Genomic DNA, 24,865 nt, shown 5'->3' on the forward strand with positions numbered 1-24,865 from the left:
CGTGACTCACGTAGCGTTGATAGTCAATCAAACAGCCGCTCCGGTACCCGGGTCTCCCGAACACTCGAGCGGAGTGACACAAAGCCCGTAGCCCAGCTACGAGCACGAAGAGCCTCATCGCAACCGAACACGTTCGATCCACTGCTCGCCAGATTATCGGCGGGGGCAGCACGCTGGGTCGAGTGAGAAACATTGCACTCATGACCGACGACGACCTGCTCCGTGAAACCGACTACACAAGTTATTGCGACTCGTGCCGCGACCCACACATCACCCCCGCGGACGACCTCGTGGAATGCCGGCGGCAGAATGGCCACGCCGACACCCACGCGACAAGGGCGGGCCTGCGCGCCATCCGGTGGAACACGGGCTGGCGCGATGCCCCCCTCCTCGGCTGAGAGACATCGGCAAGCCACGAGGAACCGGCAACGAGACCACGATTAGAGACCCCCGGAAGCCTGTTCCTGCTCCCCAAAACGCGACTCGTTCCGGGGCTTTGAATCCCGAATGACCAGTTCTGGCTTTGACGGGAACGAACGGGAGCGCTGATCGGGTTCACCGAACATTTCGGCGCACTCCAACGGAACAACTCTCGACGACACGACGTCAACCCCCGCATCCGCGGACCGACGGTGCCCTCTCTATTCGGGCCATACTGGCATGACACGATTCGCTTGGGTGGAAAACAAGAACATGTCGGCCTGTCAGCACGCGAGCGGAACGTGAACGGCCCTGAATCCACAGCCCATGAGGGCCGTGGAGCCAAGGACCTACGACAAAGGAGCAACGATGCAGATCCTGGTAAACACCGATAGCAACATCGAAGGCACGGACGATATGGTTCGCGAGGTCGAAGCTTCGGTGAACACGCTACTGGCACGGTTCACGCCCCGTTTGACTCGGATTGAAGTTCACCTCAGGGATGAGAGCGCCGGCAAAACGACACCTGATGACATCACGTGCACGCTTGAGGCCCGCCCTGCCGGCGGAAATCCCCTGGTGGTAACCGACAACGCCTCGACCCCAACCGCGGCCGTCACGGGAGCCCTTCACAAGTTGGCCAGCATGCTCGACAGCACGTTCGGTCGACTCGACAACCACAAGGGCGCATCGGCCATGGGAGACGAACAACCGTACTGACGTCATGAAGGCAGCAACTCATAGCGTTCAGGCCGGTTCCCGCTTGACCGGCTTCGACATCTTTGCCTCAGAGCCCTGCTGCACTTCGCATCTTGAAGCACCGGAGCCCAGCCGAGTCCTGGATCGTACGTTCCAGGGAATGCACGAAGGGCACCGCATCTCGGCTGGTGCCCTCCGGTGATCCACGCGTAGACGTGGGCATTCTCTACGGGTGCGACGGACTCCTCAGCGCTGCTGTGGGATCGTGCCCCAGCAGGACGTTGCTGGGAAATACAGTGGTGCCCCTGGAGGGATTCGAACCCCCAACCTTTTCCTTAGGCCGGAGAGGGGAAACTACAGCCTACAAAGTCCCAGATACCAGTCAATCTCTGCACCCTCACCGGGATGCATGGACGATGGCTACCTTAGTTGCCCCTGCATGACCTTCGACGTTCCGACGTTAATGTCGGGTAAACGTTGGGAAGCAGCGACCTGAAATGATGATATCTCATGTGCTGATTCGCGTACGAAAGAGTTAGGGGTTATGGAAATTTAGAAACTTCGCTGGGAGTTTACTCGCGACCGGACGGTTGCCTCACCTGACACAACATCATCCCCGAAGTCGGGCAATACTATGGAGTTCGTCGCCGCCGAACCAGTTCACTCAGCGCCCCGCCACCAATGAGGGCCACGGTCAAAGCCCGAGCGGGGGCCTTGCCGAACTCAACGACATCCTTCTCCGCGACCTACTCGAGGGGCATACCTATTCGGTGATCTGAGTACGATACTCCCAGCCGGCACCACGCTGGATGAGTGCGAAATGGCGGTAGTTCAGGTTTTGAACGCGTCGCTGCGCGGCAGGGCCGATATCTACGACACCTTTCGCACCCCAGTGCTTGATCGCTTACCAGGAGGGCTATTTCAGAGCGCGTCCAACCGCTCTCGCGTAATCACGCGATGACTTGTCCACAGAAGAATGGTCGCAAGAACCATTAGTGCGGTTGCAACCCACATCAAAGGATGAACTCCAGAGCCAAGGAGATAAATGAGCGACATGCCGATCATCGCGAATCGCGAATCGCGAATCGCGAATCGCGAATCGCGTCCATGTTCGCCCCCGACGCGAATGCCACGCGCAAAGCACTGTAGCGGACAAAAAACGCTCCCATGAAGACGGAAGTCACTTGCAGAACTACGACCAGATTGACAATGCCCGGACCAGTTTTGGGACTGATTCTTGTCGAGGTGTTGCCTCGACTCGGTGAGGATATTAGCTGCCCGTTCGATTTCCGAGGGGTGGCATTAAAGACTGCGTTGCAGGCCTCCGAGCCACAGTCTTGGCGTTCTCCACTCAGGTCCAATTTGTTGATCGGGTCTAAAGGATAGTCGTAGTTGCTTGTCACGCCGTCCTCGACCGGGTCCACTGAGAGGAAGCGACCAAGAGCTGGAACATACTGCGTAGCACCCATCTCGATCGTGGCGATACTACTTGCGTGCTCAGTGAGTTTGCCCGCTCTTCCTACCCACCCGAGGTCGGCGTCGGCGCCGGGAATATTCTCCGGCAGGGCATCGTCGGCAACGGCGGTACCGATCTTGTCTGTGGCGGAGTCAATTGACTGCCCGAACGGGTCGTACCGAAATGCTGCGCTGCGAGCACCCACAGCGTCGGCTGTCCCGCTCTCTGAACATGGAGGGCATCGCGTGCCGCGGTACACACGGCTGCGGAGGCGGTGAGGTCCCGGCGGTCATCGGGCGGCACAGTGGTGTGGCGGTCCACGTTCCGGCAACAGCAAACAAGAATTTAATCAGGGGCCCGGGCCAGTATCCGGGCGAAGAGGGAGCGACGCAGCGGGAGCGCAGAGGCAGCCACAGGCACCGTTCCGAACACGACATCGCTTGCTGTGCGGCATCCTGCACCAGCTTTCCGCCCTCGGGTCGGATCAGGTGGGATTACCTACCGCAATGCGGGCATCGGCGATGTCGAGCACCTCGTCGATGATGTCGAGCCCGAGTTGGGCATCCGCCCTGGTGATGTTGCACGGCGGGACCACGTGAATGCGGTTGAAATTCGCGAACGGCAGCAGACCTCGCTGTTTGCAGGCTGCGATCAATTCATTCATGACGGGGCTCGAGCTGCCGTACGGCGCGAGGGGTTCCCGAGTCGCCCGGTCGGTCACCAGCTCAATGGCCCAGAACACACCGGTGCCGCGCACCTCACCGACGGAGGCGTGCCGCTGCGAGAAATCTCGCAGCGCCGGTCCGATGACTGTCTCGCCGATCGTTGCCGCGTTCTCCACGATGCCCTCGTCGCGCATGGTAGTTATCGTGGAGACGACGGCCGCGCTCGCAAGCGGATGCCCGGAGTACGTCAGCCCACCGGGAAAGGCCTTCGTCGCGAATGTCGCGGCAATGTGCGGCGATATAGCCACTCCCCCGAGCGGCACGTAGCCGGAGTTGACTCCTTTGGCGAAGGTAATCAGGTCGGGGACCACAACCGAGTGCTCGATGGCGAACCATTTTCCACTACGGCCGAACCCGCTCATTACCTCATCGGCGATGAAGACGATTCCGTATTTGGTCGCCAGTTCGCGCACGCCCACCAGGTATCCGGGCGGTGGCATCATGATGCCTGCGGTGCCGGGGATCGACTCGAGCACAATCGCCGCGATGCTTGCCGGGCCTTCGAAACAGATCATCTGCTCGAGGTGTTCGAGCGCCCGATCGGATTCCTCCTTCTCGGTGGTCGAGTGGAAGGTCGTGCGGTACAGGAAGGGTGCGAAGAAGTGCACCGCTCCGGAATCGCTGCGGTCGTTAGGCCACCGCCGCGGGTCACCCGTGAGGTTGACGGCGAGCGTGGACCCTCCGTGGTAGGACCGAAATGCGGTGAGGACCTTGTGCCGGCCGGTGTGAAGCCGGGCCATCCGAACCGCGTACTCATTGGCCTCCGCCCCGGCATTGGTGAAGAAGATCTGGTCGAGGTCCCCGGGAGTGACCTCGGCGATCAGACGAGCCGCCTCCGAGCGGGCATCGTTCACGTACTGCGGCGCGATCGTGCAGAGCCGTCCGGCCTGCTCCTGAATCGCCTGAACGACCCGGGGGTGCTGGTGGCCGATGTTGGTGTTCACGAGCTGGGACGAGAAGTCGAGAAGCTTGTTCCCCTCCCCGTCCCAGACCCATGACCCCGACGCGGCGGAGATGGTCATCGGGTCGATCAGCGTCTGCGCTGACCAGGAGTGGAAGACGTGCTTCCGATCCAGTTCGTAGGCTCGCCGCGCGGTGGCACGTGCCTCCTCGTCGAACCGAACCGGGCTGTCGATGGTGTTCGTCATGGAAATTTCCTCTTTCCGGAATCAGGAGTTCTGCGGGAAGCCGAGATTGATGCCACCATGGCTGGGTTCCTGCCAGCGACTGGTCACGACCTTGCCGCGAGTGTAGAAGTTGACTCCCTCCATGCCGTGGGCATGGCTGTCTCCAAAGAGGGAGTTCTTCCAGCCGCCGAAAGAGTAGTACGCCATCGGCACCGGAACCGGCACGTTGATGCCGACCATGCCCACCTCAACCTCGTTTTCGAAGCGTCGCGCCGCACCGCCGTCGTTCGTGAAGATGGCGGTGCCATTGCCGAACTCGTTGGAGTTGATGAGGGTGAGCGCCTCGTCGTAAGTGTCCACACGGATGACAGCCAGAACAGGACCGAATATCTCGTCGGTGTAGATGCTCATGTCCGGCGTGACGTGGTCGAACAGCGTCGGGCCCAAGAAGAAGCCGTTCGCGTCGGCGTCAGCCGTAACGCCGCGTCCGTCGACCACGATGGTCGCGCCCGCCGCTTCGCCAGCGTCGATGTATCCAGCGACCTTGTCACGGTGTGCCGCGGTCACGAGCGGTCCCATGTCACAGCCGCGAACGCCATCTCCGACTCTGAGAGTGCTCGTTCGACTGGCGATCCGCTCAACGAGACCATCGGCGATGTCCCCCACTGCGACGAGAGCCGAAATGGCCATGCAACGTTCACCGGCGGAGCCGAAGCCAGCGTTCACTGCCGCGTCCGCTGCAAGGTCGAGGTCGGCGTCAGGCAGCACGACCATGTGGTTCTTCGCTCCGCCGAGGGCCTGCACGCGTTTCCCGTGCGCTGTTCCCGTGCGGTAGACGTATTGCGCAATCGGTGTCGATCCTACAAAGGAAACGGCTTTGATATCGGGATGCGTCAGCAGGGCATCCACGGCAACCTTGTCTCCGTGCAGAACGTTGAAGACTCCGTCGGGCAGCCCTGCCTCTTTCCACAGCTCGGCCACCCAGTTCAGCGCCGATGGGTCCTTTTCGCTCGGTTTTACGACGACGGTGTTGCCAGCCGCGATGGCGATGGGGAAGAACCACATGGGAACCATGGCTGGAAAATTGAATGGGCTGATGATGGCTACGGGGCCGAGTGACTGGCGCTTGGAATGCACGTCCACGTTGGTCGAGGCGTTCTCGGTGTACGCGCCTTTCAGCAGGTGAGGCATGCCGCAGGCGAATTCGACGACCTCCTGGCCGCGGGTGATTTCACCCAGGGCGTCGTCGAGCACCTTGCCGTGCTCAGCGGTCACAATCGCGGCCAGTTCGGGTCGGCGAGCGTTCAGTAGCTCCCGAAAGGCGAAGAGGATCTGGGTGCGCCGTGCCAGTGATGTGTCTCGCCAGGCCGGAAAGGCGGCCGCAGCGGCCGCGACGGCCGCGTTGCTTTCGTCAACGGACGCCAGGGAAACCGCACCGGTGACAACGCCGGTTGCCGGGTTGGTCACGTCGGCGGTTCGTTCGCCGATCGGCGCATACGTTCCATTGATCCAGTGCGGGATGGTCTTCATCGTGGTCTCCTCGAAAAGCAGCTGCCCCGTCGTTCGGGCTTATCCCGAGTCTGCCTCCCGGAAGGGCGCCCGTCAGGCGCAGTGTGTAATGAATCTGGCGGTATGGATTACACTCTGTAAATGCTCCCCAGTATTCGAACCATCCTCGATTTGGCCATCGTGCAGACGGCAGAGCCCGTGGTGCTGAGCGGGCTCGACCGTTTACAGCATGAGGTTCGCTGGGTACACGTGAGCGAAACCCGAAATATGACGGGCTTGCTGCGCGGCGGGGAAATGGTGCTCGGCACCGGCCTGGCCATTGGCCACGGAGTCGGCGCCATTACGGCCTACCTGTCCCACCTCGAGCGCGCCGGCGCAGTGGCTCTGCTCGTCGAGCTGACCAACGCCCTTGAGCAGCAGGCGACAGACCTGAGGGTCGCCGCCGGCGCTGTCACGATGCCCGTCATCACGGTGGCCAGGCGTGTTCGATTCGTGGAGATCACCGAAACGGTGCACCGGATGATAGTGGCCGACCAGCTGGACAAGCTCGAACGAGCTAGGGGCGTACACGAAACCTTCACGACGCTGAGCCTCGAAAGCGCGGGGGCCGCCGACATCGTTCGACGGGCGGCCGAGCTGATCGATGCCCCCGTGGTACTTGAAGACCTCGCTCATCTGGTGGTCGCCCACTCTGCGCAAGGCCGATCGGCCCCTGAGCTCCTGCTCGATTGGGAGGGTCGCTCACGTTCCACGCATCTGCGAGACCGTACAGAACGCGCGGGCCCGGAGGCATGGTTGCAGACCCCCGTGGGCACTCGTACGCAGCGTTGGGGACGGCTGATCGTCCCCGTGCTGACAAAGGACGACGACGACGCCAAGATGATTCTCGAGCGAGCCAGCCAAGCACTCTCTATCAACCGGCTCGCCGAGAAAGACCAGTGGGAGCTGTCCCATCAGGCTCAGGCCGGGCTGCTCCACGAGCTCCGCCAGCCGCACGCGATCAGCCTCCAGGATGTCGAGGCGAGAGCTCAGGCCCTGGGCCTCAAAGCCGCTTCCACCTACGCACCCGTGGTGATTTGCGTCGAGGATGGTCTCGGGGAGGTGACGGATGCGCTCGCTTCGCTCCATGAGGACCGAGTGATTCTTGAGGCCGTCGCATTTGCCGTGCGGGCCAGCCGGAGTTCTGCTCTCGTGGCCACGTTACAAGCGGGCAACATCGGCGTGGTCCTGGCCATCCCCGACGGCGCAGCCGAGGCTGCGCTCCTTGAGCGCTTCTGCCATACACTGAACACCCAGCTGTCCGGTGCCCGTGTGGTCCTAGGAGTCAGCGCGAGCCGCGGAAACATCATCGACGCCGCAGCGGGACTCGACGAGGCCCTCCACGTGGCGCGCACCGCAGCCACGCTCCCCGGAGAGCGGAAGGCCTTGTATAGATCCTCTGACGTGCGCCTGCGCGGCCTGCTCGCGCTGTTCCGCGACGATCCGCGGGCGCAGGTTTTTGCGGAATCCGAGCTCGCCGGAATTCTCGGGTCCCACGACGCCGCGGATCTCGCCCTGCTGCGACGATTCCTCAATTCTGGAGGCAACAAGGCCGCCCTCGCCCGCACCGGATACGTCAGCCGCCCCACCCTCTACGCGCGCCTTGCCCGGCTGGAAGAACAACTCGGCGTCGACCTGGCCGACGCCGAGTCCCGAACCAGCCTGCACGTCGCCTTGCTCCTGCACGACCTGCGCCTTCTTCGATGAGACCGGAAACCTGATGCGAAACTTCACCCTCACCCAACTCCGCTACTTCGCTGTGGTCGCCGAGCTCGAGAGCATGACCAGAGCGGCAGCTCGCCTCCTGGTGACGCAGTCGGCCGTCTCGACCGCAATGGCGGAGCTCGAGCGTATTCTCGGCGCCCAACTCTTTCTCCGCAACCGGTCGACAGGACTCAAACTCACCTCAACCGGTCGTGCTTTTGCGATGGAGGTGAAGTCCTTTCTGGACCACGCTGATGCTCTGTTCGAGTCCACCTCGGACTCAGGCGAGGCCCTGAGCGGGCAACTGACGGTGGGAGTGTTCTCGCCGCTGGCATCCTTCCGACTGCCGGTGCTTCTCCGGGCCTTCGAATCCCAACATCCCGGAGTCGACGTGACGTTTCTTGAGGCCGATCTGGCGACACTGCATACCGCGCTTCGGGACGGACGATGCGACCTGGCCCTGACGTACGGGCACGGCCTTGGCAGTGAATTCTCAAGCCAGGTTCTCGAGAGGGTGCCGCCGCACGTGATCGTTTCGGCCGACCACCCGCTCGCGAACAGCCCCGGCCACGAGGTCGCGCTCCGCGACTTGGAAGGCGAGCCCCTGATTCTTCTGGATCTTCCACACAGCCGGGAATACTACGAAAGCCTGTTTGCGCTGTCAGGCCTGACCCCCAACATCCGTCACAGGTTTTCGGGTTACGAGACTGTGCGGTCTTTTGTCGCCCGCGGCCACGGCTACGCCCTGCTCAATCAGCGAGTGCACAACGATGTGCCGTATTCCGGCGGGCGAGTTGTCCCGCTGCGTCTCATTGACGAGTTCCCTCCGAGCGAGGTCATGATCGTGCACCTCAGTGATGCCGTGCCTACGCGGCGCGCGCTGGCCTTTACAAATTCGTGCCGGCGTTTGTACGGCGCATCACCGCCCTAGCTCATAAACAGAATCGATGCGTTCGGCGAAGAGAATCAATTGGACAGAAGCACGGTGCCGGACGCAAGCTTGACCACAATCAGGCTCGGATGCCCCGGTACGACCGCTGCCGACTGGGAGCCCGCTGATTATTGATCAAGGAGGATCAGTGTTCGAACACAACAGAATTGTGTCGCCCCGGTTACGTCGAGGTCGGATTCAGGCAATATGCCCGACACACGGGCCTCGTCGAATTCACGGGCCCGAAACGAAGCGACGATCGCCCGTATTCTGCCGTCCCTAACGTGGAAGTCATGACCATGAGCAATGTCACAGCCGATATCCAGACCACGCCGACGACGACCGAACCACCTCGGAAGGCATCGTCCGATCTTCAACGACGGGTCCTGCTCGGGGGCAGCATCGGGCAGTTCATCGAGTTCTACGACTTCACCCTGTACGGGTTGACGGCCGTCATCTTCTCGCAGCTGTTCTTCCCCAACTCGGATCCCGTCTTCGCGCTCTTGGCGACGTTCGCGACGTTCGGCTTCGCCTTCGTCATTCGTCCGCTCGGCGGGCTCTTCTTCGGTTCTTTGGGAGACAGGATCGGTCGCCGCAAGGTGCTCGCGATCACCCTGCTCTCGATCGGTGGCGCGACCGCCGCAATGGGCCTCCTGCCGACCTTCGATCAGATCGGGCTCTGGGCTCCCGCGCTCCTGCTGATCTTGCGGCTCGTGCAAGGCTTCTCGGCAGGCGGCGAATCGGTGGGCGCCCCGTCCTTCGTTTTCGAGCACGCTCCCGTCAACCGACGAGGCCTGTGGCTCAACCTCACGATCGCCGCGACAGCCCTCCCCTCGGTGTTCGCCGGCACCATGATCCTCATTCTCAGCCAGAGCATGTCCGATGACTCCTTCATGGCCTGGGGCTGGCGCCTGCCCTTCCTGCTCGCCCTCCCCCTTGCACTGTTCGGCGTCTGGATCCGCACCCGCACGGAGGAAAGCAAGTCCTTCACCGATGCCCAGGCCACCAAGACGAAGGAATTCAGCCCGGTTCGGGAGTCATTCCGTCAGAACAAGCTCCGGATGGTGCAGGTCATCTTCGTGATGGGCCTCACCGCCATGGGCTTCTACTTCTTGTCCGCGTACTTCGTGTCCTATGTACAGACCACCGGCAACCTCAGCCGTGAACAATCACTGCTGGCCAATGCTGCGGCTCTGGCCCTGTACGCGGTGCTGCTCCCCCTCGGAGGACGCCTCAGCGACAAGGTCGGCCGTAAACCGATGCTCATCGCCGGTTCGGCCGCCATCGCGATCTTCTCTGTCCCCTGCTTCATGCTGGTGACCAGCGGCAGCCTGCCACTCGCCCTCCTCGGGCAGGCACTGTTCGTCATCCCGCTGTGCATCTACGGCGGCGGCTGCTACACCTTCTTCGTCGAGATCTTCACGACCAAAACGAGATTCACCAGCGCAGCGGTGAGCTACAACGTGGCCTATGCGGTCTTCGGCGGAACGGCACCCCTGATCGGCACGGCCCTCGTCGCTGGTACAGGGGTCCCGGCGGCCCCTGGCTATTACATGGCGGCAGCCGCTGTGACCGTGCTGCTGCTCGTGACCCTCACGAAGGTACCGGAAACACACGGCCGCGTCGGCTAAGTAGCGCGCCCCCAACCCTCTCACTGCAACCAAGGAGCCTGTGCCTATGCCTGCAAACGACTTTCTCACCGACTTTCACCACGTCGCCACGATCGGCGCCACCCCACGAAACGGCGTCGACCGTCAGGCGGCCACCGCCGAAGACGCGCTGACCCGGGACTGGTTCGCCGCCTGGATCCACGATGCCGGCTACACGCTGCACGTGGACGGAATCGGCAACATGTTCGGACTGATCGACTGGACGCCGGGCGCACCGTACGTTCTCGTCGGCTCCCACCTCGACAGCCAGCCGCTCGGTGGCCGCTTCGACGGTGCCTACGGGGTGCTGGCGGCCCTCCACGCGGCCCGCAACGTGGACCAATTGGTTACCGAGAGCGGACAGGCTCCCCCCTTCAACCTCGCGGTGGTCAACTGGTTCAACGAAGAGGGGGGACGTTTCCCGCCGAGCGTCATGGGCAGCTCCGTGTTCGCCGGGCTCTTTGACGAGGACAGGATGCTCGACACCACCGACCTCGCGGGGATCACCGCTCGGGCGGCCCTCTCCGAAATCGGCTATCTCGGCACCGACCCCCGGCCAGCGACCGTCAGCTACGCCGAGATCCACATCGAGCAGGGGCGCATCCTGGAGCGTGAAGAGATTGCGATCGGGGTGGTCGACCGCAGCTGGTACACGCAGAAGCTCGACATCGAAGTGCTCGGCGAACAGTCTCATACCGGAGCGACGGCCATGGCCGACCGACACGATGCCCTGATCGCCGCCGCCAAGATCGTGCTCATGGTGAATGACGTGACCACGCAGTTCGAGGAGGAATCCTTGGTCTCCTCCGTGGGCCAGCTGACGCTCGAGCCCAACTCCCCGATCGTCGTCCCTCGCCGGGTCCGCCTGATCGCAGATTTGCGCTCCGGCGATCCCCAGATCGTGCAGGCCGCCCGCACTACGCTCCTCACGAAGATCGCGGCCCTCGCCGAAGAACACGATATCCAAATCAACGTGACCGATTTCGACATCCGACCCATCCGCTACTTCCCCGAGGACGGACTCCAACTGGCTGAAGCTGCGGTAGCCAACTTGGGACTGTCCTCGCGGCGCATCCGGACCATGGCCGGCCATGACTCGGTGGCCATGAACAACATCGTTCCTTCGATCATGCTCTTCATCCCGAGCATCGATGGCGTGTCGCACTGCGAACGGGAGTTCAGCACGGATTCCGACATGGTCACCGGCCTCAGGTTGCTCACTGAAGTCGCCCGGCAACTTGTAAACGGCGCGCTCGTAACAACCGCGTCGACGCCGGTTTACGCCGAGGTCTGAGCCGTGGGCAGGAGCAACGCTGTCAGGAGCACGGCAGTCGCGAACGGCGGCACGGTCGCCGAGACTGAACTCCACTATCTCGACGCCACGACGGCACGGGCGTTGTTTCGCTCCGGGGATCTGTCGCCTGTCGAACTTCTGCGGGCCGTGATGGAGAGAACGGATGCCCTCAACCCACAGGTCAACGCCCTCACCGAGCGACTGGTCGGCGAGGCCATGGCCGGCGCGAAAGATGCCGAACGCCAATTTCGCACCGGCGGGGAGCTGCCGCCTCTCCTGGGTATCCCCGTAGCCACGAAGGAGAAGCACGCACTGGCGGGTCGCGTGCTCAGCAACGGGCTCGTCGCGCAGCAGGAGGTCATCGCAGACTCCGATCATCCCGTAGTCGATCGCATCCGTCGGGCTGGGGGAATTATTCACGAACGCACGACGACCCCAGAGTTCTGCTGCGCGACCGTGACGCACAGCCCGCTCTGGGGAGTGACGCGCAACCCGTGGAACCTCGGGCTGTCACCAGGCGGGTCGTCGGGCGGATCCGGTGCGGCCCTCGCGGCGGGTTTCGCTCCACTGGCGACTGGTTCGGATATCGCCGGTTCAACCCGCCTTCCTGCGGCGTTCACGGGCACTGTCGGTTTCAAGGCCCCCTACGGCCGAGTCCCGGGTTCACCCCCTCTCTCGGCCGACCACTACAGGGGCGATGGGCCGATGGCCCGAACGGTGGCCGATACCGCGCTGCTTGCCAATGTGATGGCCGGGCCGCACCGCGACGATCACTCGTCGCTGGCGAGCGCGCCGCAGCTGCCCGCCGAGTGGCCGTCTGTGGCCGGGCTGCACATCGCCCTATGCGTGCGGCTCGGCGATTACGTCGTCGACGTCGATGTGGAGGCCAACACACGCGCCGTCGCGGACGCGCTCCGAAGCGCGGGAGCGTTGGTCGAGGAGATCGAGCTACCGTGGTCGACCGCGGAAATCCACCAGACGGCCTTCACCCACTTCGGCCACATCCTCGGGCCGGCCATGGAGGACGAAACCGCCGGCGGCGAACACCTGCTCGCTCCATACACTCGGCAGTTCATGGCCGACGCTCGCACGGCCGCGCGGGGCAGCCGATACCTCGACGGGTTACGCGTCGAATCGCGAATGCAGGGCGAGCTCGCACGGGGCATGGATGGGTTCGATGCCTTGATCTGCCCGACATCGGCGGTCGCCTCGCTGAGGGCCGACGGCGAATACCTTGACGGACTATCCGCGAGCGGTGTTCACCTGCGGCACTATTGGCAGGGCCACATGACGGTGCCGTTCAATATCGCAAACCGTTACCCGGTGCTCGCTGTACCGAGCGGTATGGCCACCTGCGGGATCCCGACCGGCGTGCAGATCGTCGGGCATCCGTTCGACGACGACATGGTGTTCCGCGTGGGGGCGGCCGTCGAGACGTTACGCCCCTGGGCCCAGCGCTACGCCCTCGTCACTTCCCGAACGAGGGCGTAGGGCCCGTTCCTCTGGTCGAGACGGTCCAGTCCCGTCCAAGACACGGCACCTTGCGTGACCTGATCAAATCGGACGATTGTGCGGAGGTCCGCTGACCTGCACGGCGCTGGCAGAATCCAGTGCTTGTGACAGCTTCATTGGATACCACTCGGACCAGCACTCATATTCGGACTGCCGCCGGTCTTGATTGGATGACGCCGCACCACTTGCGAAAGACTGCAGTCACGCGCGTCGCCGAGGTTTTCGGGGCGGACACGGCGTCAAAATACGTAGACCACGAAACACTGGAAATCACCGTTAAGGTTTACATTGACAAGCCGGAGGGAACGGGCCCGGACGTCCGCTCGGACTTCGACAGTCTGGCACCAAAACCGCAGTCTTAGAGTATCCGTGGAACTGCATGGGTTCAGGTTTCCCGCAATTCACGTCGGGTAAACGTCGGATGGGCCGGAAATTGGAGGAATCCAGACCGGCCCTTCACCGTATCTATCGTGCCCCTGGAGGGATTCGAACCCCCAACCGTTTCCTTAGGACGGAACTGCTCTTCCGTTGAGCTACAGAGGCTGGTCTGGCAAGTTTAGCCGCTCCCGGCAGGCTTCGAGGCCGCCACGACCGGACGGCGTCTCGACACGCCTGAATCGAGCCTGTCGATATTTAGAACAGCGCGGGGCGTTCCTGAGGTCGGGTTGCGGGGTGTCGACAAGCTGTGTATCGAGCGCGCCGAGATGTCTACCAACGAGTGGGGCGTTGTCGAGAGTGGGGCGACGGGCAGTTAGGCGGCTGCTGCGGGGGCCAGGTAGGCGTCCCATTGCGAGAGGGGGTGCTCGACTCCGCGCACGACCCACGTGGTTCCCGATGGCATCCGGGGCGTGAAACGTAGACTCCAGCCCATTTCCGCTGGCGTGTGGTCGCTTTTTGAGTTGTTGCATTTGAGGCAACACGCCGCCAGGTTGTCCCACGTGTCCCGCCCGCCACGTGAACGCGGCAGCACGTGATCGATGGTGGCGGCCGATTTTCCGCAGTAGCAGCACCGATGGTCGTCACGCCGCAGCACGCCGCGCCGGCTGACCGGAACGATCCTCCCCCGCGGCAAGCGCACGTAACGCACGAGCAGAATCACGCTCGGCCGCTCCCACATGCCAGAGGTGGCGAAGACCGGATGCCCCAGGTCGGATTGCACGATGGTGGCCTTCTGGTTCATCACCAGAATCATCGCTCGTTTGTATGTGACCACGGCGAGGGGCTCGTACCCCGCGTTGAGGACCAATGTTCGCATGCGCTCCCTTTCGAAGGAGACTGGACGGCTTCCAGCCATTCGAACTGCTTTTCTGACGTAAGCAGGAGGAAACGAGCGATCAAACAAAAAAGGACGCTGTCACGAATGACAACGCCCATCAGGCCACGACGTGGCTCACTGTCTGACAGCTATGACGACGCACAGAATGTACGCGCTCATCCATGGTGTGGATTGTGCGTACCTCGTGCATTCGGCTCTCCCTAACCCGTAAACAACAGAACATTAGGTTAACCCACAAGTGGCGCCTACGCGAAACGCGAGACGCCACTTCTGTGATACGTGTTACACAATGTTCACCGGCCAGCCATCAAAAACGACGAATTCACCGGAACATCAAGTGGGAATTTAGATCCCGATACGAACGATGTAGTAGTCACTGGTCCAGATGGGCTGGATGCGCACGTTCTGACCGGTGTACGGCGCGTGCAGGATGTTGCCGTTCCCGGCATAGAAGCCGTCGTGGCCGGGCATGATGACGAGGTCACCGGGAACCGCGTCTTCAATGGAGATGCGCGTACCCATGGCGCCCTGGCTGGTGGACGAGTGCGGCAGGTTGACGCCGAACTGGGCGTAGACATACTTGATCAAGCCGGAGCAGTCGAAGCCGGCCGGAGTTGCTCCGCCGTAGACATAGGGAACGCCCTGGTACTCCGCGGCCTTGTTGAACACGGCCTGCAGATCGAAGGAGGGGTGGTTCGGGCTGGCGAGGTAGTCAGCCGCTGACGGGCCGGTGTAGGCGTTCGCATAGCTCACGCGCTGCGAGGCGACCTCGACGCGACGGGCCTCAGCAGCCGCAACAGCCTCAGCAGCCGCGGTTGCCGCAGCGGCTGCCGCGATTTCCTCGGGGGTCGTGGCGGAGAAGCCTTCGCGGGCGACGGTCACGGTGTTGGCCTGTGCGTCCACTTCAACGGCTTGGGCGCCGGACTTGGTGGCCTCGTTCGACGCGGTCGACTCGAACGTGGCATCCCGTGAGCCGGGAGCGAACGCGTAGGCCGGAAGGGCCATCGTGGCGACGAGGCCAGAGGTGAGAGTCATGATGACGATGTTGCTGATGCCGCCACGGCGTGAGCGCTTGGGTGCGGCCCGGTGGGTGGCAGTCTGACGATTGACCGACGTTTCCACCTGTGCCAGTGAATCGGATGTGGGTTTTGTCCCACGTCGGAGCCTACTCATTCCTAATGCAGCCAAAGTTATCCTCCGACGCCTTGACAACACTAGGTAGTTGCCCCGTCCACTTCGCTCGTCGCGGGTGTGTACCGCAGCAAGAGACGGGTGATTCTGGCGTCTTGCCGAGGGTCCTTCGACCTTCATCTGGTCTGTGGGACAGCTAAGAGATTACGTGACAGCGGTCGGTTTGTCACTCTGAATGGCACATTTCTAACGAATTGGTAACGAACCGTCAGGTTCGAACGAACGCATGACGCCGGTCGAGCGCGGCATCCGCCACCCGTCTATATGTGACGGATCGCCGTGATTACGCGGAAGTTTCGGGTGTCGTGACGAAGATGTGACCTGCAACATCGTTGGGCAGCTCGAGGCCGTTTCCGAATCCTTCGACCTTTACCAGAACGTACGACCCGGCGGCCGAAAACATTGCCGTTGCTCCGGGAAACGCTCCGGACTGCTTGAGCTGCAGCAGAAGTTCGGGGTCAAACTGCACGGGTTCACCGAGGCGACGGATGACCGCGCTCACCGGCTCGGGCGAGCTGGCCACGAGCGACAGCAGGTTCGTGACCCCGGCCATGAACGCGACGGCCGGCGAATCGCCGAACTCATCGAGCCCGGGAATGGGGTTGCCATAGGGAGACTCCGTGGGGTGCCCGAGGATCTCGAGGATTTTGCGCTCAACCTGCTCGCTCATCACGTGTTCCCAGCGGCAGGCTTCGTCGTGCACGAACTCCCACTCAAGACCGATCACGTCGCTCAGCAACCGCTCGGCAAGACGGTGCTTGCGCATCACATGAACGGCCTTACTGCGCCCTTCTTCGGTGAGTTCGAGATGGCGATCACCGGACACAACAACAAGGCCGTCGCGTTCCATGCGCGCCACGGTCTGGGAAACGGTGGGCCCGGACTGACCGAGGCGCTCCGAAATACGGGCGCGGAGGGGCACGATCTGCTCCTCCTCCAGATCAAGAATCGTCCGGAGGTACATCTCGGTCGTATCAATCAAATCAGTCATCCGCAGCCTCTCTCTGGGCCGCTGCACGGCCTTGCATTCGATGTAACAAGACTACCCGCCACCGAAGGGGCAACTAGAATCGCCGTATGCCGGACCTGATGATTCCCACTGAAATGCTGCCCCTTGACGGACGATTCGGCTGCGGCCCATCGAAAATCCGTCGCGAACAACTCGATCATCTGATCGGATTCGCGACCGGGATTCTCGGTACGAGTCACCGCCAGCCCCCTGTGAAAGAGCTTGTCGGCCGCGTGCGCGCTGGCCTCGCCGAGCTCTTCGACATTCCTGAAGGCTACGAAGTTGTGCTCGGCAACGGCGGTTCCACCGCGTTCTGGGACGCCGCCGTCTTCTCCCTAATCGAGAAGCGCAGCCAGCACCTCGTATTCGGCGAATTCGGCGGAAAGTTCGCCAAGGCCGCCGCCGCCCCCTTCCTCGACGCCCCCGACGTGGTGTCGGCCCCGACCGGTTCACGCAGTGAATTCGTGCCCCTGGAAGGCATCGACGTGTACGCGTGGCCGCAGAACGAGACGTCGACCGGCGTCATGGCTCCGGTCACACGCGTCGTCGGCGACGAGGGTGCCCTCACCGTGATTGACGCCACGAGCGCGGCCGCCGGCATCGACTTCGCGGCCGATCAGGCGGATGTCTACTACTTCGCCCCGCAGAAGAACCTCGCCTCCGACGGTGGCCTCTGGCTCGCCCTCTTCTCCCCCGCCGCGATTGAGCGGGTCGAACGCATCCACGCGAGCGGACGCTACATCCCCGAGTTCCTCAGCCTCAAAAACGCGATCGACAACTCGCGCCTCAACCAGACCCTCAACACGCCGGCGCTCAGCACTCTCCTGCTGATGGAGAACCAGATCGACTGGATCAACGGGAACGGCGGACTCGCCTGGGCTTCTGCGCGAACGCAGGAATCGTCATCCGTTCTCTACGACTGGGCCGAGAGCGTCGACTACGCCACCCCGTTCGTGACCGACAAGGCGCACCGCTCGCAGGTCGTCGCGACGATCGACTTCGCAGACTCCGTCGACGCCTCGGCCGTCAGCCGCATCCTGCGCGCCAACGGGATTCTGGACACCGAGCCGTACCGCAAGCTCGGCCGCAACCAGCTGCGCGTGGCCACATTCACGGCTATCGACCCGAACGATGTGCGTCGGCTCGTGCAGTCCATCGAGCACGTCGTCGGTCACCTCGGCGACTAAAACAGAGACAGGGGCAGGCCAATGAGGTTGTGGTTGAAAGACAGCGAACGTCGGCCTGACCCCCTGCCCGCCAGAACGGATGCCCGCGCGGCGCTGCTCACCGGCACCGTGGCGTGGCTGCTCGCCCTCACGGCCACGTTGATCTGGCGCGACCAGATCACCGCCGCCGGCTTGGGGTGGTGGGTCTGGTGCGCCATGATCGGCGTGGTGTTGGGACTACTCGCGCTGCTTTGGGTGCAGCTTCGACGGCGCCGCTAGCCGTTCCCACGCCGGTTGCGCGCAGCACAGCGGCCCACAACTACGGACATTTTCGCGACACGCCGCACCCCAGCTTCGGGGAATGCGGCGTGTCGTAATGTTCTCCGCGGTTAGCTGCGGTGCTAGCGGTCCTCGCCGTCAGAATCGTCGTGGTCGTCGTCATCATCGTCGTCAGGCTCGTCGTCGTCAGGCCCGTCTGCGTCGTCCGTCTCGTCGTCGGAGTCGCCTTCGCCGTCCATCAAACGGTCAGACCAAGGGACCCAATCGGGCGCAGTCAAGGCGAATTCGCCGGGCATGAGCTCGGTCTCCAGCACGGTGGGCTCGGCGTTCTCGTTGGTGCGCGCGAGCGACACGGTCCAGTGCCAGCCCGGGTATCCGCTCAGTGTGCAGTCGAAGAGCAGCGAGACGACGCGTTCCCCCTCGACCTCATGCCCGAGCATTTCGCCGATCGACTCTGCTGGTGTGATCTCCTGCAGCGCGGTACGCGCCAGGTCGACGGCGGCGAGAAGAACCTCATCGGCAACGATCGCCCGAGTGGTGGGGGTTTCGGGCTCGGCGAGCTCACTCATCGGGGGCAGGGTGGCGTCGTCGTCAGGCATCCAGTTCTTCTGCAACTTTCCGCAGCATCGCTGCAATCTTGTGGCTGTGCGAGCTTTCCGGGTAGCGACCGCGACGCAGGTTCGCGCCGATCCCGTCAAGCAACTTCACGAGGTCTTCGACAATGATGGCCATGTCGTCGGCCGATTTGCGATTGATTTTGGAAAGGCTCGGGGACGCCTCGATCACGCGAACGGAGAGGGCCTGGGCGCCGCGCTTGCCATCGGCGATGCCGAATTCCAGTTTCGTACCGGCTTTCACCGTCACGCCGGAGGGCAGCGCAGAAGCGTGCAGAAAGACCTCGTGGCCATCGTCAGATGCAATGAAGCCAAAACCCTTTTCCTCGTCGTAGAACTTGACCTTGCCGGTGGGCATCTGGACCTCGCTGGAGTTAGGGGTGTGTGGGCCGCGCGAAACCGCGCTACGTGCGGGTCCAGCATATTGCGTTCCAGCTGGTCGCGCCCCGTATCCTTGCAGTGTGACCAATCATAATTCAGCCTCCACCGGCCGGCTCGAACGCATCTTGGCGTACATGGTCGCGGGGGTGGTGGGACTCTCGATCTTGTCGTTCATCGCCGTCATCGCCGGCACGGCCGCCGGTGCCGGCGCCAACGACGGCTTCAGCACGGGTCTGTGGCCGTTCATCTTCGTACTCCCGCTGTATGGTCTGCCACTCGCCTTCCTGTTGACCATCAGTCTCATCGTGTTCGTCGGCATTCGTCGCCGCCGCGAGTCCAGGGCGAACGAGTAACCGGATGCTGTCACTCGCCACCCGCCTGCGCGCCCTTGACGACGCCACCCTTCGACGTGCCCTTGAGGTGCGCCTGGTCGCTCCAGCGGGCATCCGGGATTTTTTTGATCTTGCCGACGCCCTGCTTGAGCCCGGCGCGGTGCAGAAAACCCTGGCTCATCTGGACAGAGCCACCCTTGCCGTTCTCGCCGGCACCGGTGAGCTCGTTCGAAACGGTGCCGCCGAGGCCGCCCGGCTGAGCGCCATCGACCCGGCCGCCGCCACGACGGGCGCCGTTCCTGCACCAACGCTCACCGAGGTCGCCGCGCACCTCAGCGAACTGAGCGGCGCCGTTGTCCCCGACGAGCATGTGGCCGCCCGGGCGACCGAGCTCGATTCGCTGCTTCTGTGCCGCGTCGTCGATGGCAGGATCACCCCCTACGACGCCGTGTCGGCCCAGCTCTTCGTCTGGCCGGCCCAGGGCCTTCCAAGCGCGAGCGACCTGGTCACCGTGGCGGCCCCCGCCGCCCTCGCCCCGACCGCGGGACTCGACATCGCCTTCACCAACCAGCTTGCCGCCGAGCGAGCCTTCGCCTGTGTGTCATCCCTCGCCGAGCTGGTCAGCGAACTGGCTCGGGATCCGGCCCGCGAGCTCAGCCGCGGGGGCCTCGGCCTGCCCGATACCAAGCGTCTCGCCCTCGTGATGAGCGTCGAGATTGAGAATGTCGCCATTCTCGTGACCATCGCGGCCCGCGCCGACCTGATCGCTCACTCTGAGGGCTACTGGATGGAGACCGAGGTCGGGGAGGCGTGGCTGCTCAACACCACCCCCGAGCGTTGGGCCGTCCTCGCGCAGGCGTGGCTCACGACCGTGCCGGCCTCGGTGCGCGACATCCTTCCTCGGGAACCCGGGGTCGTCTGGGGCGCAGGGCTGCACGGCTTCATCGACTGGCTGTATCCGGCCGGTGGCGAGTGGATGGCGGCCCAGGTTGCCGAGTTCGCCCGCGATGCCGAAATCCTGGGCCTCACGGTACAGGAGACGACGAGCCTGGCCGGCGCGCAGGTGCTCAGCGGCGACCTCGAGTTGGCCCGCGCCACGATGACCGAGTCCCTGCCCGCCGAGGTGGGCGCCGTGTACCTGCAGCACGATCTCTCGATCGTGGCGCCCGGACCGCTGGCCCCCTCCATCGATGGGCGGCTCCGGTGCCTCGCCGATGTGGAAGGGCGGGAACTGGCCTCGAGCTATCGCATCACCGCAGCATCCGTTAACCGTGCCCTCGCCGCTGGCGAGAACGCAGAGACCCTGCTCACGTTCCTCGGCGCGATTTCTCTCACCGGAATTCCGCAGCCGGTGCAATACCTCATCGAGGAATCGGCCTCACGGTATGGTCGGGTTCGGGTGGGCAGCCTGCCGCCCGGCTCCGCCCCCATACACAGTTACGTGCGGTCCGACGACGCCGCGCTTCTGGGCACCATCGCGGTCGACCAGACGCTGTCCGCGCTGGGGCTCGAACGCGACGGTGACCGGCTGACCACCCGGTTTGCGGCCGACCTGGTCTTCTGGGCGCTCAGCGACGCCCGTTACCCTGTGGCGGCCGAGAACTCCGAAAATGAGATCGTTCACCTGCGGCGTCACCAGGTGGCGCGCGTTATCCCGCCGACCCCGGTCGACCCGGCCCAGACCCTCGTCGACAAGTTACGGGCGAGCGACGGTGGCGAAGTGATGGCAGCGGATGCCTGGTTCGCACGCCAGCTGGACACCGCCATCCGTTCAAAGGCAACGGTGACGGTGAGCATCAGCATGCCGGGCGGCGCCATCGTGGACTACCTGCTGGAGCCGGCGAGCGTCGGCGGTGGGCGCTTTCGGGCGCGGGACCGCCGCGCCGACATTGAGCGCACGCTGCCCATTTCGAGCATTATCAGCATCACCCCGGCCCCGTAGCTGTACGGGTTGTTAACCCAACGGGCGTAGGCTTGCTGGCTATGTCTGATGGCCCACTGATCGTCCAAAGTGACCGCACGGTTTTGCTCGAGGTCGCGCACCCTCTCGCCGAGGATGCGCGGCACGATCTTGCCGTATTCGCCGAACTCGAACGCGCACCGGAACACATCCACACGTACCGCATTACACGGCTGGGTCTGTGGAACGCCCGAGCCGCGGGACACGATGCCCCTGACATGCTCGCCACGCTTGAGAAGTACTCCAAATTCGCCATACCTCAAACGGTGGCCGTGGACATCACCGAAACCGTTGGTCGCTACGGTCGCCTTGTGATCGAACGTGACGCCGAGGGCAGCCTCGTGCTGCAGAGCAATGACCAGGCCGTGCTCACCGAAATTGCCGGTGCCAAACGCATCGCACCGCTGCTGATCGGCCGCCCGTCCACCGACACGTACCTGGTGGAGCCCTGGGCGCGTGGTCAGCTCAAACAGGAGCTCGTGAAGCTCGGCTGGCCCGCCGAGGACCTCGCCGGATATACGCCAGGCACCCCGCACGATATTGCCCTGCGCGAAGACGGCTGGGCGCTGCGCGACTACCAGAACAAGGCCGTGTCGAGCTTCTTCGACGGTGGCTCCGGCGTGGTCGTGCTGCCCTGCGGTGCCGGTAAAACCCTCGTGGGTGCCGGGGCGATGGCCACCGCTAAGACCAACACGCTCATTCTCGTCACCAACACGGTCTCCGCGCGCCAGTGGCGCGATGAGCTGCTCAAACGCACGACGCTGACAGCGGATGAGATCGGCGAGTACTCGGGGCAGGTGAAAGAGGTCAAGCCGGTCACCATCGCCACGTACCAGATTCTTACAGCCAAGAGAAAGGGCGAGTACGCGCACCTTGAGCTGCTGGATGCCATGGACTGGGGCCTCGTGATCTACGACGAGGTTCACCTCCTGCCGGCGCCGGTGTTCAAACTCACCGCCGAGCTGCAGGCCCGCCGTCGACTCGGACTCACAGCCACCCTCGTGCGCGAAGACGGCAGGGAGGGCGACGTATTCTCGCTCATCGGACCCAAACGCTTCGACGCACCATGGAAGGAGATCGAGGCTCAGGGCTTCATCTCCCCCGCCTCCTGCTACGAGGTGCGCATTGACCTGCCACAGTCTGAGCGTCTCACCTACGCCGCCGCGGCCGATGATGAACGTTACCGCCTCGCCGCCACGGCACCCGCCAAACTCGGCGTCGTGCAGGCGCTCATCGCGAAGCATGACGGGGAACGCATCCTCGTGATCGGGCAGTACCTCGACCAGATCGAAGAACTCGCCGCGGTCCTGAACGCGCCGCAGCTCACCGGGGCGACCCCGATCGACGAACGCGAACGGCTGTACCAGGCCTTCCGAGTGGGCGAGGTGAAGGTGCTCGTCGTGTCGAAGGTCGCGAACTTCTCCGTTGACCTGCCCGAGGCAACCGTCGCCATCCAAGTGTCGGGTTCCTATGGTTCGCGCCAGGAAGAAGCCCAGCGCCTCGGGCGACTGTTGCGTCCCAAGGAGTCGGGTCTCTCGGCAAACTTCTACACGCTCGTCGCCCGCGACACCGTGGACCAGGACTTCGCGCAGAACCGCCAGCGGTTCCTCGCCGAGCAGGGCTACAGCTACACCATCCTCGACTCGCAGAGCCTCAAGGCCGCCGTCTAACGCCCGGCGGGCGGGCCGCGCACGGCAAGTGGCGTCGATGACACCTGGGCTCAGGACGGCGTAACCGGCGCCGACCAACGCCAGCCGAGGCTTACTGCGCGGCTGGCTCCGCACGGTGCCGACGCACGTAGCGCAGAAAGACCATGTCCCCGGCGGTGAACACATGCCACAGGATCATGGGCTGGGTGGCCTGGGCGTGGCCGCGCGAAATGCGGTCGGCGGAGCCGCCCTCGAGCACAGGACTCACGCTCAGGCACACTTCGTCCACGCAGTCGGCCTCAAGGAGCGCACCGAACAGGCTCGGCCCGCCCTCACACAAAATCTGCGGGTAACCGCGCACCGCGAGGGCGAGAACCATGGCCACAGGGTCCACGGCGTCCTCGCCGCACACGAGCACATCGGCGACCCGGCTGAGCGCCTTCCGCGCGCCAACGGGCGCCTTGGCGTGTGTCACGACGAGGGGCCGCACGACCGCCTCGGTGAACACCGGATGCCCCGGGTCCAGGTCGAGCCGTCCCGACACGATCGCGATGGGCGGTTGCGGCGGGATTCCATGCTCGACTCGCCAGGCGGCATCCGCTGGCGAGAGGCGCACCCCACCGTATCCCTCGGCTCGCACGGTTCCGGCGCCGACCAGAATCACGTCGGTGAGCATGCGCAGGGTATCGAAGACGAGCTTGTCGTCGGCGTTGTTGAGTGCGCCGCTCAGCCCATCATGTGTGGACGCGCCGTCAATGCTCGCAATGAAGTTGACGCGTACGAGTGGCACTGTCCGATCCGCGACCCGGTGACGCTGGATGAGTTCCGGGCGGGAGAGCATCACTGGTTGTGCCGCAGGTAGGCGGGCCGACGCATGCCGAGAATGGCTTCCGTCATGCGCACGGCATCGACGGTGGCAGCAACGTTATGCATGCGCACGATGCGCGCGCCCTGCAGGATGCACGCGACCATCGCGGCGACGGAACCCTCCACGCGTTCTCCGCGCTCTCGGTCGAGGGTCTCCCCGATAAAGTCCTTGTTGGACACGGCCACGAGCGTGGGCAGCCCGAGCGAGGTGATCTCGTGCAGGCGTCGGGTGAGCTCGAGCGAGTGCAGGGTGTTCTTGTTGAGGTCGTGGCCCGGGTCGACCACGAGCCGCTCGAGCGGCACGCCGTTGTCGACCGCCCGCTCCACCCTGGCCCGCAAGAAGTCGACGACATCGCGCACAACATCGCCATAGGTGGGCGAGGGGCAGGGCATCCGCGGAGCGGCCAGGCTGTGTGTGATCACGAGCGTCGCGTCGCTTTCTGCCACCACTCGGGCCATGTCCGGGTCATGAAGACCCGTCGTATCGTTGATCACGTGGGCACCGGCCCCGAGCGCCGCGAGCGCGACCGTCGGGTGGAAGGTGTCCACGGAAATCACGGCCCCGGAGCCGTGCAGCGCCTCAACGACCGGAACCACCCGGTTGATCTCCTCCCCAATGGGCACCGGCGGGCCCGGAGCGAACTTGGCCCCGCCGATATCAACCCAGTCGGCGCCGTCGTCGATGGCCCGCCGAGCGGCGGCAACGGATGCGTCGAGAGCAAATGTGGCCCCGCGGTCGTAGAACGAATCGGGCGTGCGATTGATGATGGCCATGACCGCCACCTCACGCGAGAAGTCGAACAAACGCCCGTTCATGCGGCGTTCGGGCTCGTCGATCGTCGGCAGACGCAGTCCCGTCTCGGTCACATCGGCGCTCATGGGCTGGCCTCCAGTGTCAATCGTGCCGTTCATTTCGTGGCCCCGTTCTCCACGGTCAGGGCGACAAGATCGTACCCTGCAATGTTCTCATTCACGAGGTTTCCCGGAGAAAACGTTGATGCAGAGCGAATGAGATCCGGTGCGAGTTCCCTCCCTCCCCACATGCGCCAAACCTCTCACGCACCGCCTACTATCAG

General features: G+C 63.8%; 22 protein-coding genes and 2 tRNA genes. 12 read left to right on the forward strand and 12 right to left on the reverse strand.

The features are described from left to right. The first annotated feature begins 200 nt into the window (after positions 1 to 200). Positions 201 to 398, forward strand: a complete 198-nt coding sequence (locus EDD25_RS05555; RefSeq protein ID WP_134172405.1) for a hypothetical protein — start codon at positions 201 to 203, stop codon at positions 396 to 398. Positions 399 to 789: 391 nt separating this feature from the next. After that, on the forward strand, positions 790 to 1,140 hold the full coding sequence (locus EDD25_RS05560) for an HPF/RaiA family ribosome-associated protein (RefSeq protein ID WP_134172406.1): 351 nt from the start codon (positions 790 to 792) through the stop codon (positions 1,138 to 1,140). A 276-nt stretch (positions 1,141 to 1,416) separates the two neighbouring features. Here EDD25_RS05560 and EDD25_RS17445 read toward each other — a convergent pair. From EDD25_RS17445 to EDD25_RS05575, 4 genes are all read right to left on the reverse strand, one after another. After that, positions 1,417 to 1,484 (reverse strand) — tRNA-OTHER (locus EDD25_RS17445). 696 nt (positions 1,485 to 2,180) lie between these two features. Beyond that, positions 2,181 to 2,780: an RHS repeat-associated core domain-containing protein gene (locus EDD25_RS05565; RefSeq protein ID WP_134172407.1), complete on the reverse strand. Its 600-nt coding sequence runs from the start codon at positions 2,778 to 2,780 to the stop codon at positions 2,181 to 2,183. A gap of 279 nt (positions 2,781 to 3,059) precedes the next feature. Further along, the gene (locus tag EDD25_RS05570) at positions 3,060 to 4,448 is read right to left on the reverse strand and encodes an aspartate aminotransferase family protein (protein ID WP_134172408.1); all 1,389 of its coding nucleotides are present in this window, start codon (positions 4,446 to 4,448) and stop codon (positions 3,060 to 3,062) included. A gap of 21 nt (positions 4,449 to 4,469) precedes the next feature. After that, complete coding sequence (locus EDD25_RS05575) at positions 4,470 to 5,957, reverse strand: CoA-acylating methylmalonate-semialdehyde dehydrogenase (protein WP_134172409.1); 1,488 nt, start codon at positions 5,955 to 5,957, stop codon at positions 4,470 to 4,472. A gap of 120 nt (positions 5,958 to 6,077) precedes the next feature. Between EDD25_RS05575 and EDD25_RS05580 the strand changes: the two genes are divergently transcribed. The 5 genes from EDD25_RS05580 to EDD25_RS05600 all read left to right on the forward strand — a co-directional run bounded on the left by EDD25_RS05580 (position 6,078) and on the right by EDD25_RS05600 (position 13,044). Beyond that, positions 6,078 to 7,682 (forward strand): PucR family transcriptional regulator, encoded by a 1,605-nt coding sequence (locus EDD25_RS05580; RefSeq protein ID WP_134172410.1) that lies wholly within the window; start codon positions 6,078 to 6,080, stop codon positions 7,680 to 7,682. Between the two features lie 13 nt (positions 7,683 to 7,695). Further along, positions 7,696 to 8,610 carry a LysR family transcriptional regulator gene (locus tag EDD25_RS05585; protein ID WP_241986284.1) on the forward strand — a complete coding sequence of 305 codons (915 nt, stop codon included), beginning with the start codon at positions 7,696 to 7,698 and terminating at the stop codon, positions 8,608 to 8,610. Between the two features lie 299 nt (positions 8,611 to 8,909). Continuing rightward, a complete protein-coding gene (locus EDD25_RS05590; RefSeq protein ID WP_243834548.1) occupies positions 8,910 to 10,241 on the forward strand; it encodes an MFS transporter in 1,332 nt (443 codons plus the stop codon). Between the two features lie 40 nt (positions 10,242 to 10,281). After that, complete coding sequence (locus tag EDD25_RS05595) at positions 10,282 to 11,553, forward strand: M20 family metallo-hydrolase (protein ID WP_277871663.1); 1,272 nt, start codon at positions 10,282 to 10,284, stop codon at positions 11,551 to 11,553. 3 nt (positions 11,554 to 11,556) lie between these two features. Next, positions 11,557 to 13,044 (forward strand): amidase, encoded by a 1,488-nt coding sequence (locus EDD25_RS05600; RefSeq protein ID WP_134172413.1) that lies wholly within the window; start codon positions 11,557 to 11,559, stop codon positions 13,042 to 13,044. Positions 13,045 to 13,536: 492 nt separating this feature from the next. Here EDD25_RS05600 and EDD25_RS05605 read toward each other — a convergent pair. The 4 genes from EDD25_RS05605 to EDD25_RS05620 all read right to left on the reverse strand — a co-directional run bounded on the left by EDD25_RS05605 (position 13,537) and on the right by EDD25_RS05620 (position 16,523). After that, positions 13,537 to 13,608: transfer RNA gene (locus EDD25_RS05605), tRNA-Arg, on the reverse strand. A gap of 208 nt (positions 13,609 to 13,816) precedes the next feature. Beyond that, positions 13,817 to 14,320 carry an HNH endonuclease gene (locus tag EDD25_RS05610; protein WP_134172414.1) on the reverse strand — a complete coding sequence of 168 codons (504 nt, stop codon included), beginning with the start codon at positions 14,318 to 14,320 and terminating at the stop codon, positions 13,817 to 13,819. A 366-nt stretch (positions 14,321 to 14,686) separates the two neighbouring features. Continuing rightward, positions 14,687 to 15,376, reverse strand: coding sequence for a C40 family peptidase (locus EDD25_RS05615; RefSeq protein ID WP_166671203.1), 690 nt, complete (start codon positions 15,374 to 15,376; stop codon positions 14,687 to 14,689). A 439-nt stretch (positions 15,377 to 15,815) separates the two neighbouring features. Further along, positions 15,816 to 16,523 (reverse strand): iron-dependent transcriptional repressor DtxR, encoded by a 708-nt coding sequence (locus tag EDD25_RS05620; protein WP_134172416.1) that lies wholly within the window; start codon positions 16,521 to 16,523, stop codon positions 15,816 to 15,818. An 86-nt stretch (positions 16,524 to 16,609) separates the two neighbouring features. Here EDD25_RS05620 and serC point away from each other — a divergent pair, with 86 nt between their 5' ends. Both serC and EDD25_RS05630 read left to right on the forward strand, forming a co-directional pair. Then, positions 16,610 to 17,728 (forward strand): phosphoserine transaminase, encoded by a 1,119-nt coding sequence (gene serC, locus EDD25_RS05625; protein WP_134172417.1) that lies wholly within the window; start codon positions 16,610 to 16,612, stop codon positions 17,726 to 17,728. Positions 17,729 to 17,749: 21 nt separating this feature from the next. Further along, positions 17,750 to 17,986 carry a DUF2530 domain-containing protein gene (locus tag EDD25_RS05630; protein WP_134172418.1) on the forward strand — a complete coding sequence of 79 codons (237 nt, stop codon included), beginning with the start codon at positions 17,750 to 17,752 and terminating at the stop codon, positions 17,984 to 17,986. A 122-nt stretch (positions 17,987 to 18,108) separates the two neighbouring features. Here EDD25_RS05630 and EDD25_RS05635 read toward each other — a convergent pair whose 3' ends face one another. After that, positions 18,109 to 18,585: a DUF3027 domain-containing protein gene (locus tag EDD25_RS05635; protein ID WP_134172419.1), complete on the reverse strand. Its 477-nt coding sequence runs from the start codon at positions 18,583 to 18,585 to the stop codon at positions 18,109 to 18,111. Continuing rightward, positions 18,578 to 18,958 carry a cold-shock protein gene (locus EDD25_RS05640; protein WP_134172420.1) on the reverse strand — a complete coding sequence of 127 codons (381 nt, stop codon included), beginning with the start codon at positions 18,956 to 18,958 and terminating at the stop codon, positions 18,578 to 18,580. The genes EDD25_RS05635 and EDD25_RS05640 overlap by 8 nt, the downstream gene beginning before the upstream one ends. A 103-nt stretch (positions 18,959 to 19,061) precedes the next feature. On the opposite strand from EDD25_RS05640, the gene EDD25_RS05645 reads away from it, so the two are divergent. Genes EDD25_RS05645 through EDD25_RS05655 form a run of 3 tightly spaced genes read left to right on the forward strand, consistent with a single transcriptional unit; the run spans position 19,062 to position 22,943 of the window. Beyond that, positions 19,062 to 19,334 (forward strand): hypothetical protein, encoded by a 273-nt coding sequence (locus EDD25_RS05645; RefSeq protein WP_134172421.1) that lies wholly within the window; start codon positions 19,062 to 19,064, stop codon positions 19,332 to 19,334. A gap of 4 nt (positions 19,335 to 19,338) precedes the next feature. Next, the gene (locus EDD25_RS05650; protein ID WP_134172422.1) at positions 19,339 to 21,255 is read left to right on the forward strand and encodes a helicase-associated domain-containing protein; all 1,917 of its coding nucleotides are present in this window, start codon (positions 19,339 to 19,341) and stop codon (positions 21,253 to 21,255) included. Positions 21,256 to 21,296: 41 nt separating this feature from the next. Next, positions 21,297 to 22,943 (forward strand): DNA repair helicase XPB, encoded by a 1,647-nt coding sequence (locus EDD25_RS05655; RefSeq protein ID WP_134172423.1) that lies wholly within the window; start codon positions 21,297 to 21,299, stop codon positions 22,941 to 22,943. 91 nt (positions 22,944 to 23,034) lie between these two features. Here the strand turns inward: EDD25_RS05655 and EDD25_RS05660 are convergent, their stop codons facing one another. Both EDD25_RS05660 and folP read right to left on the reverse strand, forming a co-directional pair. Continuing rightward, a complete protein-coding gene (locus EDD25_RS05660) occupies positions 23,035 to 23,763 on the reverse strand; it encodes a pyrimidine reductase family protein (RefSeq protein ID WP_277871665.1) in 729 nt (242 codons plus the stop codon). Then, positions 23,763 to 24,668 (reverse strand): dihydropteroate synthase, encoded by a 906-nt coding sequence (gene folP, locus EDD25_RS05665; protein ID WP_134172425.1) that lies wholly within the window; start codon positions 24,666 to 24,668, stop codon positions 23,763 to 23,765. The genes EDD25_RS05660 and folP overlap by 1 nt, the downstream gene beginning before the upstream one ends. Between the last annotated feature and the right edge of the window lie 197 nt (positions 24,669 to 24,865).

Source organism: Cryobacterium psychrophilum, assembly GCF_004365915.1.
Classification (GTDB): domain Bacteria; phylum Actinomycetota; class Actinomycetes; order Actinomycetales; family Microbacteriaceae; genus Cryobacterium; species Cryobacterium psychrophilum.